Here is a 12,828-nt window from a genome sequence, read left to right on the forward strand (position 1 = left end):
TCATTGCCAATCGCTTAAGGCTTACGCGGATTAGGATGGAATGCGGCTGGCCTGGTATTGCTCCATCGACATCAAGACCTCCCGCGGTTTGCTGCCCTCGTAAGGGCCCACGATCCCCCGCGCTTCCATCTGGTCCACAAGCCTTGCCGCGCGGGTATAACCAACCCGCATCCGCCGCTGCAGAAGCGACACGGATGCCTGCTTCGCTTCAAGAACGATCTGCACGGCTTGATCGTACAGCTCGTCCAGAATTTCCTCCGGATCCGCCGAATCTTCCTCTACTTCAGGCACAAGGTCCTCCTTATACTCCGCTTCAGCCTGGCCTCTTGCGTAGTCGACAAGGGCTTCGACCTCCTGATCGGACAAGAAGGCGCCCTGGACGCGAATCGGCTTCGACATGCCGACCGGCAGATACAGCATATCTCCTCTGCCAAGCAGCTTCTCTGCGCCAACCATATCCAGAATGGTACGGGAGTCGACCTGCGATGATACGCCAAAGGCAATCCTGGACGGAATATTCGCTTTAATAACCCCGGTAATAACGTCTACCGACGGCCGCTGCGTAGCGATAATGAGATGAATACCCGCAGCGCGGGCCATCTGTGCAAGCCTTGCAATGGAATCCTCGACGTCGTTAGAGGCGACCATCATCAAATCCGCAAGCTCGTCGACAATAACGACGATGTAAGGGAGTACGGCTTTGGGATTCTCCGCCATCAGGGCATTATAGCCTTCGATATTTCGCGTGCCTGATTTGGAGAACAGCTCGTAACGCTTCTCCATCTCCACGACAATCTTTTTCAGGGCAAGCGCCGCGCGTCTCGGATCCGTTACAACCGGTGCAAGCAAATGCGGAATGCCGTTATAGACATTTAATTCGACCATCTTGGGGTCAACCATTAGAAACTTTACTTCATCCGGAGCAGCCTTGTACAAAATGCTTGTGATGATGCCGTTAATGCATACCGATTTCCCCGAACCCGTAGCTCCCGCTACCAGCAGATGGGGCATTCTCGCCAGATTGCCGATTATCGGCTGACCGGAAATATCCCGGCCGAAAGCGATCGACAGCTTGGACGGAGCATTTTGGAAGGTGGCGGTTTCCATGACTTCCCTCATGGTCACCATCGATACTTCCATATTAGGAACCTCGATACCGATAGCCGACTTGCCCGGGATAGGCGCCTCCATGCGGATATCCTTTGCCGCTAAAGCCAAAGCGATATCGTCTGTAAGGCTTACAATTCGGCTTACCTTTACGCCGGAAGCCGGCTGCACCTCATAGCGGGTAACCGCAGGACCGCGTACGACATCAAGCACCTTGGCCTTAACGCCAAAGCTCTCCAATGTGGCTTCCAGCTTGCGCTTCGAATCCATGGCATCCGCTCCGTCTCCGCCTCTTGCCATCAAGCTAGGCTTGGCAAGCAGGGAAAAAGGAGGCAGTAAGTAAGGCTTCTTAATTGGCGCATCCGATGCCGGTTGATGGATACCCGTTGTTGCGGAATTATCCGTTTCCGCTATATCTTCCTGTACTTCTTGGCCGTCGTATGCTTCGTTCCGGGCAGAAGGTTCGATTTCGTCTTGATCCTCATCTTCCGTATATCGCTCCGAATCCGCATTCAACGCTGCAGCAGGTGCAGAGTACTCCTCTTGTTCATTATTTTCGTCGTATGTATCTGCACGCGGAACGATTCTCGTAATAATGGCCGGTTCCTCGTCATCCTCAAACTCGCTATATGCAGGAGAAGCAGAAGTCGGATTCGCACGGACTGGCTGCTCTTCCCAAGGAGGAAGCCCGTCCTCCTGCTGTTTATGACCGTGACCGGAATCATCCTCGCCGTTTCGAGCCCACTTCTCGTCATCATCCCAAGCCTGGGTATTGGCCCAATGCGGCTTCGCGCCGTTATCAAGTCCACCGTTGTAATGCTCTTCGTTCATCGACCAATCATCGGCGGCATTCTGCGCTTCCTGCGGATTGTTCTGCTCTTGATGTCTCCAAGAGAAGAACAGGGACTTCTTGCGCCGCGGCGGCAGTGCTGCCGCGTAATCATCATCGTCGTCATCGTCGTCAATCGCATCGGATTGCGCGAATACCGGCGGTTTAACGGCTTTGTTCGATTTGGCAGCGCTCCGGAGCGCCGCCCCTTTCGACCATTTGGCGGCAAGCAGCTTAAACAGCCGGATACACTTGTCCCGGCCTATTCGGGCAAGCTCAACATAAGATTTGCCCGTTAGCAGCATAATCGCTATGGCGTACATGACGCCTGCAATCAGCTTGGAGCCGAAATAGCCAAACAGCGTAAACAGCATCGAATATTCAATAGCCCCAATATAGCCGCCGCTTATCGCCCGCTGGCTGATTGGCCTGTCGTCGGTACCGTCGAATGCCAGCAGCTCGTCCTTCATATCCTGGCCCAGCTGGTGAAGAATAGCTCCACCCGTAAGGTCGGAAGTAGGAAGCAGCTTGCGGTCGATTTCGGCTATGCTGCTGGATAACGTAAGAGCCAGAACAAACACAAGAAGGCCTGTCCGACGATTGGTCCAACCGCGCGGCCAAGCCCTTTTGACCATGACGACCAGTCCGACGTAGATGCCGACCAGTGCCAATACAAAATAAAACTTGCCCAGGAACAAGCCAAACAGCTTGGACAAGGAGCGTCCGACCGTAGCCTCTCCTGATAAAGCAATAACCGATACCGTAATAAGCAAAATACCGTATACTTCATATTTTAATTGCGTTGTAATCGATTTTTTCTTTCGTCTTTTCTTAGCCAATGTTCCGTCACCTCTGCCTAGCATTATACCATATCCAGGCAAAGGTTCCTATTGGACATAAGAACCTTTGTGCGTATTTTTACGACACGGGAGGTTGTCCGAACATGACGAAACTACCCGGAGCCAGCTCCGGCTTCAAGTAATCATCGAGGCCGCAGTGAATGAGGCGCACGATCTTTCCCATTCCCGGCGCTACGGGCAAAACCTGCATAAACACGCCGTTAACCCATACTTCCTGGGAAGGTTCCTGTTCCCCGCTCAGGCCGTCGAGGACATTCTCAAGCGGCATAATCGTATAGAGCGTCATCAGTTATACACCCCAGTCTGCGCTGCTGCCGGCTTACGCTCCGCTATCCGGTTGTTAAGCTCCCTGAGCGCATCCCCTAACCCGCCTACGGCGTCAATCAGTCCATACTTTACCGCATCCGAACCGATAACGGTTGTCCCGATATCTCTGGTCAACTCGCCGGTCTTGAACATCAGCTCTTTGAATTTTTCTTCCGTCACATTGGAGTGCATGGTTACAAACTTCAAGATGCGCTCCTGCATTTTATCCAAATATTCGAACGTTTGAGGCACGCCGATAACAAGCCCGTTCAGACGGATCGGATGAATCGTCATGGTGGCCGTCGCGGCAATAAAAGACATGTTGCCCGCCACCGCAATCGGAACGCCGATGGAATGTCCTCCTCCAAGCACCAGCGTAACCGTCGGCTTGGACAAAGATGAAATCATTTCGGCAATGGCAAGTCCCGCTTCCACATCCCCGCCAACCGTATTGAGAACGATCAGAATACCTTCGATCTTCGGATTTTGCTCCGCTGCGACAAGCTGGGGAATGAGATGCTCATACTTGGTTGTTTTATTTTGCGGCGGCAGGACGATATGGCCTTCCACCTGCCCGATAATCGTCATACAGAAAATATTGGATTCCGATGCCGGGGTAGTCGTCTGCCCTAATTGCTGTATCGTTTCCACGATTGAATTCTGCTTCTTCTTCTCGCTCTCAACCGGATCCGGCTGCTGAGGCTGATCTTCATTCATGTAATTCATGTAATTCATGTTTGCTCCCCCTCATTAACGTAAACGCTCGTCATAGTATGAGGTGGAATGGCGAATTTATACGGTTTCGCCAGCAAAAAAGAACGTCCCTCGAGGAGCTCAACCCCTCCTTATCGGAACGTTCTTTCAAATGCGATATTATACTTCCATGATTATCGGCAGAATCATTGGCCGTCGTCTCGTCTGTTCATATAAGAAGCGCCCGAGGGCGTCTTTTACGTTCGTTTTGAGTGAAGCCCATTCGTTTACTTTATCATGCATCAATTTATTGAGCGTTGAAGTAACAATCTTGGTTGCCTCATCCAGAAGCCCTTCTGATTCACGCACATATACAAAGCCTCGGGAGATGATATCCGGACCGGAAACAATCGATCCTCCATCCTGCTTGCTCAAAGTAACAACCACAACAAGTATGCCGTCCTGGGACAGTAGCTTGCGGTCCCTCAGCACAATATTGCCGACATCCCCCACGCCAAGCCCGTCAATCAGTATATTGCCGGCTGGCACCTTGGATCCTTTACGGGCAAGACCGCCTTGGAACTCAACGGTTTCCCCGTTTTCAACGACAAAAATACGGCTCCGCTCAATCCCTACGGCTTCTCCAAGCTGAGCGTGCTGCCTTAGCATCCGGTACTCCCCATGGATCGGTATAAAATATTTCGGTTTGATTAGGTTGAGCATCAGCTTTAATTCTTCCTGGCTTCCATGACCCGACACATGAACTCCCGATATGGAACCGGGACCGTAAATGACGTGGGCGCCCAAGCGGAACAGCTCATCGACCGTTCTGCCGACATAACGCTCATTCCCCGGTATTGGCGTAGCGGCAATGATAACGGTATCCCCCGGCAAGATATCAACCTTGCGATGAGTCGACCGCGCCATTCTCGTTAAGGCTGACATTGGTTCGCCTTGACTGCCGGTGCACAGGATCACAACACGATCGGCAGCCAGCTTGTTCACTTCCTCGGGCTCAATGATCATACCGTCCGGGATGTGCAGATAACCAAGATCCGATGCAATCGTAACAACGTTAACCATACTGCGCCCAACAACAGCCACAAACCGCTTAGTTGCGATTGCGGCGTTGATTACCTGTTGAATCCGATGAACGTTTGAAGCAAAGGTCGCCACAACCACGCGTTGAGACGATTTATGAAAAATATCTTCAAGCTCTTCCCCGACGTTTTTCTCCGACGGCGTAAATCCGGGTCTTTCCGCATTCGTGCTGTCCGACAAGAGGGCCAGCACGCCTTTTTTGCCGATCTCCGCCATCCGCTTTAAATCCGCGTATTGTCCATTCACCGGCGTATAGTCAAATTTGAAGTCGCCGGTATGAACGATAGTCCCTTCCGGTGTATCAAGCGCAACGCCTATAGAGTCCGGAATACTATGATTCGTCTTGAAAAAGCTTGCCCGGATCGTCCCGAGCTGCACCTCGGAATCCGCATCGATGACGATCCGCTTCGTCTCGCCAAGAAGACCGGCTTCCTTCAGCTTCCCTTCAATCAGGCCTAATGTCAGCTTAGTTCCGTAAACGGGTACATTTAGCTGCTTTAATACATAGGACAGACCGCCGATATGGTCTTCGTGACCGTGAGTTATCAAAATGGCTTTGACCTTATCCCGATTTTCCGTTAAATAAGAAATATCCGGAATAACAATATCGATCCCCAGCATATCTTCTTCGGGGAACTTAAGTCCCGCATCCACGACAACAATATCGTTCGAATACTGAACGACATACATATTCTTGCCAATCTCGCCAACCCCGCCAAGGGCAAATACCAGCAGCTTCTCCTGCATTTTCTTCGACAAGTGCTTACCTCCTTCGAATGAAGCCATTCTCCGTTCCAGCCAATTGTATGAATTTTCCGTCCATTTCACTTGACCTCATTATACATGATGAAAAAGACGGAAAACAAGGTGAAACAACCGCCTGCTTGTCTACTCTTGAACGCAAATAAGCAGGCCGGAGAACACGCTCCGCCCTGCTTATCGGGGTCAAACTAGAATGATATTAGACCAGCTTGCTAATAAAAGCCGCCTCGGCTTCGCTGGCTGCCACAAGCGGAAGTCTAACACCGCCTACGGGCATGCCGCGCAGTTCAAGAGCGTATTTGACAGCAACCGGATTAGGAACCGGATGAGGACATTCAAACAAGCCTTTGAACACCGGATAGCATTCCGCGTGCAGCTTGGCTGCCTGCTTCACGTCGCCGCTCAGGTATGCTTCGATAAGCTGCTTCATTTTTGCGCCGATAATGTGGCTGGCCACACTTACGATACCGTAACCGCCGATCGCAAGAGTAGGCAGCGTAGCGCTGTCATCTCCGCTGTATACCCGGAAGTTATCCGGAGCTGCGGCAATAATCTGCGACAATTGATCGGAGGACGCACAATCTTTTGTTGCTACCACGTTATCCAGTTCCGCAAGGCGGAGAGTTGTTTCTACGGAGATATTAATACCTGTACGGCCAGGAACGTTATAGAGCATGACAGGTAATTTGGTAGATTCAGCGATTGCTTTGAAATGTTGATACAAACCTTCTTGATTCGGCTTGTTATAGTACGGAGCAACCAAAAGTACCCCGTCTACACCGGCATCTTCCGCAACCTTTGTCAGATGAATCGAATGAGCCGTATTGTTGCTGCCCGTACCGGCAATAATTTTGCATCGGCCGGCAGCATGCTTTACGGCATAACGGAACAATTCCGCTTTCTCTTCTTCCGTCAATGTTGGGGACTCACCCGTAGTGCCGGATACAACAAGCGTGTCGCTTTGCTGTTCTTCAATCAAATAATCGATCAAGCGACCGGTCGTGTCCCAGTCAATTTGACCGTTTTCATCAAAAGGCGTGACCATTGCAGTAATTAATCTACCAAAATCCATTGTTATGACCTCCTGAAAAGTACTTCACTTCGTAAGCGCATCAAATACTCTACTAGATATGAAGTTCAAACTTCGCATGAAGCGCCCTGACGGCCTTCACCATATCCTCAGCCTTCACCAATACCCAGATCGTTGTATTGGAATCGGCGGATTGCATGATTGTAATACCTTCCTCGGTTAAGGCTTCCACAATGCGGGCCATAACGCCAGGCACGCCGTTCATACCGCCGCCGATGACTGACACTTTCGCGCAGCCGCGAACAGCTATAGGATCATATCCGCATTCCTGAAGAACCGATACGGCCCTGTCCGCGTCTTGGTCGAATACGGTATACACCGCTCCGCTTGGCGTCACGTTGATAAAATCAACGCTGATATGATGCTTTGCCATCGTCTGGAATACTTGAAGCTGCACGTCGCTTCTTCCTTCGATTGCTTTAACCGTAATCTGCGTTACTCCCGATACATGAGCAATCCCCGTTGCCTGGCGGTCCGTTACCGGGGTAAATGCCGCATCGGAGACGAGAGTCCCTTCTTCCATCGAGAAGGTCGATCTTACCCGCACGGGAATTCTGGCCTGCTGCGCAATTTCCACGGCGCGAGGATGAATGACCTTGGCTCCTTGGCGGGCCATATTGCAGATCTCCGCATAGCTAACAACTTGAAGCGGCTTTGCGTTTTCCACGATGCGGGGATCCGCCGTCAATATTCCGTTAACGTCCGTATAAATATCGACCATTTCCGCGCGAAGCGCGGCACCAAGCGCCGTCGCCGAAGTGTCGCTTCCGCCTCGGCCCAGCGTCGTCATATCGCCGCTTTCGGTGCTTCCTTGAAAACCGGTTACAATCACGACCTTCGAATCCCGCAATTGCTGCAATATCCTTTCGGGACGCAGCTCTTTAATCCGGGCGTGGCCGTATTGATCATCCGTAATAATTCCTGCTTGACCGCCGTTTAAAACGACGGATGGTATACCTTCAGAGCAAAGCAAGCTGCATAACGCCGCGGCCGAAATAATCTCTCCGCAGCCCAGCAGCATATCCCGCTCCCGCGCCGGCAGCTTGTCGCCGTTGTTGCGGATGAGCTGAAGCAAAGTATCCGTGGCGTACGGATCCCCTGATCGTCCCATCGCCGAGACAACGACTACTACGCTATAGCCATTTGCGAGCTCTCTTGCAATATGTTGAAGACAATAGCTTCTAGCATGATCGGTCGAAAGTGAAGTGCCCCCGAATTTTTGTACCAGGATGCGCATTGCTGTCTTTCCTCCGTAACCGATACAAAGATGCCTGAACGGATAAGACTAACCGAAGGCAGACATCTTCCCGATCGTAGTTGTTTTTATGGCACTAGTCGAACCATTTCAATTTGGACGAATGTAGGCAAAACAAGCGGCGTAATCGAATCCAAGCTTGCCGGCTGAATCGCCAGCATCCCGAATACGTCGCCGCCTGCATGTAATAGATGATACACCTATAAGAGCATTTTAATAGTTAAACCGCTCAATCAGTAACGGCTGCAGTTGTTTCCCCTGCAAGGCTGCTTCGCATGCTTCCAATGCCAGATCCATTCTCGCGACAAGCGAGTTTGGCTTTTGTACCGGGTTATCCTGGCCAAACGGCACGAAATAAATATTTTTAGCTACTAACAGCTTTGCGATATTAGCAGCGTTTAACCCGAGACCATCATTTGTCGAGATTGCGAGCACCAGAGGCCTTAAATTGCGCATTTGAGCCTTCGCCGCCATGAGCACGGCACTATCGGTAATCGCGTTAGCGAGTCTGCTGGTTGTGCTGCCCGTGCATGGCGCGATCAGAAGCACATCGAAAAGCTTCGCCGGACCAAGCGGTTCAGCCTGCACAATCGTCGAAATAATTTCGTTGCCGGTTATCGCCTTCAGCTGCGTCTGCCATTCCTCAGACGATCCGAATCGCGTGTCTGTTGTCATAATGGTCTGCGATACGATCGGCACCACATTTGCGCCAGCATCCACAAACCGTTTAATTTGAGGCATTATTTCTGCCAAAGTACAGTGCGAGCCAGACAGCGCATACCCGACTGTTTTCCCTGTCCAATCCATTACCCATTCCCCCGCTTTATCGAATCGTCCGTAATCAACTGAGTCAAGCAATCCGCTATGATTCGTCCAGCTGTTTTAGGTGCGACGATACCGGGAAGTCCGGGCGCGAGAATCGCTTTAATGCCTCTCTTCTCGGCGAAGCGGAAATCAGTTCCGCCAGGCTTTGAAGCAAGGTCAATAATAACGGTTCTCGAAGGCAAATTTGCTATAATTTGCGCTGTGACTATCATAGTCGGAATTGTATTAAAAAGCAAGTCAATATTACCCGTATTTTGGAGTAGTTGACTTGTGTAAAACGGCGTAAAACCCATCTCGGCGGCCCTTGCGAAATGCTCGCTCCGCCTTACGCCAATCAGCACTTTCGCGCCTAAGCTCTGCAAGGTCCGAGCCATGGTAAACCCGGTTCTGCCAAATCCCAATACCATGCTTGTTGATCCATGTATCGTAATATCCGTATTCTGAATGGCCATCATGATGGCCCCTTCCGCCGTCGGAATGGAGTTGTAGATCGCAACATCATCCCGGTCAAACAGCTCAACTAGACCAATCTGATGCTTCTCGCAAAGCTCCCTTAGATAAGGCCTAGCCATGCCGGCATACACCTTGCAATGCTTAGGAAGCCTAGCGATATGTCGATCCTCCAACTGCATCTGGCGGTCACTGAATACGGCATGAATAAAGCCGTTATCGTCCGTGCCTACTGCAGGCAGCAGCAGTGCATCAACATCATCAAACAAGCTCTCGTCAAATTCGGCTTGCACTGCGCCGTCCAAGGAAGAATGCAGTCCGTCAAAGCCGGACACCGTTACCGTTGCATCCAGCTCGGTAAACTTGCGAATAACTTCAAGCTGTCTCGCATCGCCTCCTAGCAGCAGTATTTGAACGCCTGTTAGCATGTAGGCTTCACTCCTTTCTGCGCACTAGTTATAGACCATCTTATGCCCTGCGCCCAGAATGGTGAAAGCCAATATTTTGGAACGCAAAAAAGCACCAAAACCTAGGTTAACCTGGTTTTGGTGCTAGTATGGTTCTATTGGTGCAGACCGGATTTTACACGCCGGTATGTCCGAAGCCGCCTGTTCCGCGGACAGTGTCGGGAAGCTCATCCGCTTCGGCGATCGCAATTTCCGGCAGCTGCTGGATAACCATTTGGGCGATACGCTCGCCGCGGTTGATCGTGAATGGTTCTTGGCCGAGGTTAATGAGCAATACCTTAACTTCACCGCGGTAATCCGCATCAATGGTACCCGGCGAATTCAAGCAGGTAATGCCATGCTTGAATGCCAGTCCGCTTCTGGGACGGACTTGTGCTTCCACTTGCGGCGGCATCGCCATGGCAAGACCTGTCGGTACCAACTTGCGCTCCCCTGGTGCCAGCACGACTGGCTCGGTTACCGCAGCCTGCAGGTCAAAACCTGCAGCCCATTCCGACATTTTGCTAGGCAGCGCGATATCTTCATTGCCCGGCAGCCGTTTAAACAGAATTTGAAACAAAACGATCCCTCCCGATCTGAGCTGCAGCTTTATCGTTTGTTCCAACCATGGCAACGGCAAACGGCACGGACAGCATGCGCTCCGTTACTTCCCGTACATCCTTCATCGTAACGTTGTCGATGCGTTGCAGCATTTCGTCCAGCGTAAAGTGTCTTCCGATCATTAACTCGTTTTTGCCCAGACGGTTCATCCGGCTGCTTGTGCTCTCAAGGCTTAGGATCAAACTGCCTTTCAGCTGCTCTTTCCCGCGATGAAGCTCTTCGTCGCTAAGTCCTTTCACCGAAAGCTCTTCCATCTGCTCTAGGGTCAGATCAAGCACTTCCTTCGTCTGCTTCGGCGCTGTTCCCGCATAGACCGTGAACAATCCGCTGTCTGCATAAGACGTATGATACGAATAGACCGAATAAGCCAAGCCCCGCTTCTCGCGGATTTCCTGGAACAATCTCGAGCTCATTCCCCCGCCAAGCGCATTATTCAACAGAATCATGGCATAGAGCTGCGGGTCTGAATTAGAACAGCCGGGGAATGTAAGGCAGAGATGGTTCTGCTCAGTCTTTTTCTTGTAATAAACGTATTCGCCGTGGAAAGTTGGGGCCGTTACAATGCCACTCTTCCCTTTGTTCTGGAAGCGGCCGAAGTATTGCTCGAGGAGTGCCAGAAGCTTGGTTTCCTCCACGTTGCCGGCAACGCTGATCACCGTATTTTCAATCGTATATGTATCATTCATATAACCGCGCAGCGATTCGGAATTCATGGCTGCTAGGCGTTCTTCCAGACCAAGAATCGAGTATGCAAGCGGATGATCGCCATAGGCTGCACGGGAAGCCTCATCATGAACCTTGTCATCCGGCGTATCTTCGTACATGGAAATTTCTTCAAGGATTACGTTTTTCTCTTTCGCCAGTTCTTCCGCATCCAACTTGGATTCGAAGAACATATCCGAAAGCGCGTCTACCGCAAGCGGCAGATGCTCATCCAACACCTTCGCGAAATAGCAGGTGTATTCTTTGGACGTAAAAGCATTTACGTTGCCGCCAATCCCGTCAAACAGATCGGCAATGTCTTTTGCTGTACGGCCGTTTGTGCCTTTGAACAGCATGTGCTCGACAAAATGGGAAACCCCGTTGTTCTCGGGAGTTTCATTCCGGGAACCGGTCTTTACCCAAATGCCGAAGGAAACCGACCGAAATGTCGGCAAATATTCCACAACGACGCGGAGGCCATTGCTGAGCGTATATTTATTCACTTGGTATCCTCCTAAAATGAATTGCCATACAGAGGTTGGTTAACAACCGTATGTGGTGATTCATGCTTCGTAAGCATAAGCTTAATGAATTGCCATACAGAGGTTGGTTAACAACCGTATGCGGTGATTCATGCTTCGTAAGCATAAGCTTAATGAATTGCCGCATGATTCATGCTTCGTAAGCATGAGCCGAAGATGAATGATTTCACTATAACAAATTTAGGGAATCTACTCAACCGCAGAAGGCAGCCGGTTTGGCGACAGCGTTTCGCTCACCGTACCCAGCGCGTATCCTTGACGCTTCGCTTCCCGTATCATGCCTGTCAGCGCATCTCTAGAAGAGGCGGTCGGATGCATAAGAATCAATGCTCCGGGCTCCAGCTTGGAGGAAATTTTCTGAATGATCCAATCCGGGGACGGCTTGCGCCAATCCACCGTATCAATCGTCCACATAACCGTCATTAAACCTTGTTCGCTGGCAACCTGAACGGTTGTCTGGTTGTACGAACCGGAAGGCGGAGCGAACCATTTGTTCTGCGCGCCTAACGTTCCCTTTATCAAATCTTCGGTACGGGAAATTTGCGTATACTGGGATTGTCTATTTAAGGTTTTCATGTCGGGGTGCGAATACGCATGATTCGAAATTTCATGTCCCCGTTCCTGAATCTGCTTCGCAACATCCGGATATTTCTTAAGCCAGGAGCCGTCCAGGAAAAAGGTTGCCTTCACGTTTTCTTTATCGAAGGTGTTCAAAATAGCCGGGAGATATTCGTTCCCCCAAGCGACGTTAACCATGATCGCAATCATTTTCTTGTTCGGATTGCCCTTATAGATCGGCCATGCTCCTAAATCCTTCAAAGAAATTTTCGGAGGAATCTCTTTGTATACATACTGAATAGGCGTCGTTTTACCGCTTGCAAGCGTTTGTTGATACGTTTTTTCGACATCGACTTCCAGCCCGTTATAACCGGGAATCGCTTTCCACACCCGGTCAATCCGCGCATCAATGGGTGCAACATAGCGCTGCTGGGCCTCTGCTTCTATTGTTTCCCGCAGCTTCGCCTTTTCCTCATCGGAAATAGCGGATTCTGTCCCCGTAACAATAGCTTCCTGCCCTTTTACTGCTTGAACATAATCCATGACACCCCCGACATTCAGCCGGATAAAAACAAACAGTACGATAAAGGAAGCGCAAAGCCCGATGATTTTATTCCGCATACGCATCATTCCAGCTCCTACCTATCGATATAGGCCACCTATTATGGCGAATGCAGGCAT

Annotated in this window: 12 protein-coding genes; all 12 read right to left on the reverse strand. The window is 50.8% G+C overall.

Annotated features, from left to right (window positions below):
• Nucleotides 1–30 precede the first annotated feature (30 nt).
• The 12 genes from CFI03_RS05905 to CFI03_RS05955 all read right to left on the reverse strand — a co-directional run bounded on the left by CFI03_RS05905 (nt 31) and on the right by CFI03_RS05955 (nt 12,777).
• Nucleotides 31–2,775: an FtsK/SpoIIIE family DNA translocase gene (locus CFI03_RS05905; RefSeq protein ID WP_248756777.1), complete on the reverse strand. Its 2,745-nt coding sequence runs from the start codon at nt 2,773–2,775 to the stop codon at nt 31–33.
• Between the two features lie 79 nt (nt 2,776–2,854).
• Nucleotides 2,855–3,082 (reverse strand): YlzJ-like family protein, encoded by a 228-nt coding sequence (locus CFI03_RS05910; RefSeq protein ID WP_248756778.1) that lies wholly within the window; start codon nt 3,080–3,082, stop codon nt 2,855–2,857.
• Nucleotides 3,082–3,828 carry a ClpP family protease gene (locus CFI03_RS05915; RefSeq protein WP_248756834.1) on the reverse strand — a complete coding sequence of 249 codons (747 nt, stop codon included), beginning with the start codon at nt 3,826–3,828 and terminating at the stop codon, nt 3,082–3,084. The genes CFI03_RS05910 and CFI03_RS05915 overlap by 1 nt, the downstream gene beginning before the upstream one ends.
• A 147-nt stretch (nt 3,829–3,975) precedes the next feature.
• The gene (locus CFI03_RS05920) at nt 3,976–5,655 is read right to left on the reverse strand and encodes a ribonuclease J (protein ID WP_248756779.1); all 1,680 of its coding nucleotides are present in this window, start codon (nt 5,653–5,655) and stop codon (nt 3,976–3,978) included.
• 202 nt (nt 5,656–5,857) lie between these two features.
• On the reverse strand, nt 5,858–6,730 hold the full coding sequence (gene dapA, locus CFI03_RS05925; protein ID WP_127495781.1) for a 4-hydroxy-tetrahydrodipicolinate synthase: 873 nt from the start codon (nt 6,728–6,730) through the stop codon (nt 5,858–5,860).
• 52 nt (nt 6,731–6,782) lie between these two features.
• The gene (dapG, locus tag CFI03_RS05930; RefSeq protein WP_127495782.1) at nt 6,783–7,985 is read right to left on the reverse strand and encodes an aspartate kinase; all 1,203 of its coding nucleotides are present in this window, start codon (nt 7,983–7,985) and stop codon (nt 6,783–6,785) included.
• Nucleotides 7,986–8,071: 86 nt separating this feature from the next.
• Complete coding sequence (locus CFI03_RS30975; protein WP_283094436.1) at nt 8,072–8,203, reverse strand: hypothetical protein; 132 nt, start codon at nt 8,201–8,203, stop codon at nt 8,072–8,074.
• Between the two features lie 13 nt (nt 8,204–8,216).
• Complete coding sequence (locus CFI03_RS05935; protein WP_127495783.1) at nt 8,217–8,810, reverse strand: dipicolinate synthase subunit B; 594 nt, start codon at nt 8,808–8,810, stop codon at nt 8,217–8,219.
• Entirely contained in the window at nt 8,810–9,706 is an 897-nt protein-coding gene (gene dpsA, locus CFI03_RS05940; RefSeq protein ID WP_248756780.1) for a dipicolinate synthase subunit DpsA, read from the reverse strand. Before dpsA ends, CFI03_RS05935 begins: the two co-directional genes overlap by 1 nt.
• Nucleotides 9,707–9,860: 154 nt before the next feature.
• Nucleotides 9,861–10,304, reverse strand: coding sequence for a dUTP diphosphatase (gene dut, locus CFI03_RS05945; protein WP_127495785.1), 444 nt, complete (start codon nt 10,302–10,304; stop codon nt 9,861–9,863).
• Entirely contained in the window at nt 10,285–11,550 is a 1,266-nt protein-coding gene (locus CFI03_RS05950) for a M16 family metallopeptidase (RefSeq protein ID WP_127495786.1), read from the reverse strand. The genes dut and CFI03_RS05950 overlap by 20 nt, the downstream gene beginning before the upstream one ends.
• A gap of 228 nt (nt 11,551–11,778) precedes the next feature.
• On the reverse strand, nt 11,779–12,777 hold the full coding sequence (locus CFI03_RS05955) for a polysaccharide deacetylase family protein (protein WP_248756781.1): 999 nt from the start codon (nt 12,775–12,777) through the stop codon (nt 11,779–11,781).
• Nucleotides 12,778–12,828: the final 51 nt, after the last annotated feature.

The sequence above is a fragment of the Paenibacillus sp. ATY16 genome, assembly GCF_003399985.2.
Classification (GTDB): Bacteria; Bacillota; Bacilli; order Paenibacillales; family Paenibacillaceae; genus Pristimantibacillus; species Pristimantibacillus glycanilyticus.

Bases quoted from the DNA above. Each gene is read 5' to 3' on its own strand.
- CFI03_RS05910 (WP_248756778.1), bottom strand. From the start codon at position 3,082: ATGACGCTCTATACGATTATGCCGCTTGAGAATGTCCTCGACGGCCTG.
- CFI03_RS05915 (WP_248756834.1), bottom strand. From the start codon at position 3,828: ATGAATTACATGAATGAAGATCAGCCTCAGCAGCCGGATCCGGTTGAG.
- dapA (WP_127495781.1), bottom strand. From the start codon at position 6,730: ATGGATTTTGGTAGATTAATTACTGCAATGGTCACGCCTTTTGATGAA.
- dapG (WP_127495782.1), bottom strand. From the start codon at position 7,985: ATGCGCATCCTGGTACAAAAATTCGGGGGCACTTCACTTTCGACCGAT.
- CFI03_RS05935 (WP_127495783.1), bottom strand. From the start codon at position 8,810: ATGGATTGGACAGGGAAAACAGTCGGGTATGCGCTGTCTGGCTCGCAC.
- dpsA (WP_248756780.1), bottom strand. From the start codon at position 9,706: ATGCTAACAGGCGTTCAAATACTGCTGCTAGGAGGCGATGCGAGACAG.
- CFI03_RS05955 (WP_248756781.1), bottom strand. From the start codon at position 12,777: ATGATGCGTATGCGGAATAAAATCATCGGGCTTTGCGCTTCCTTTATC.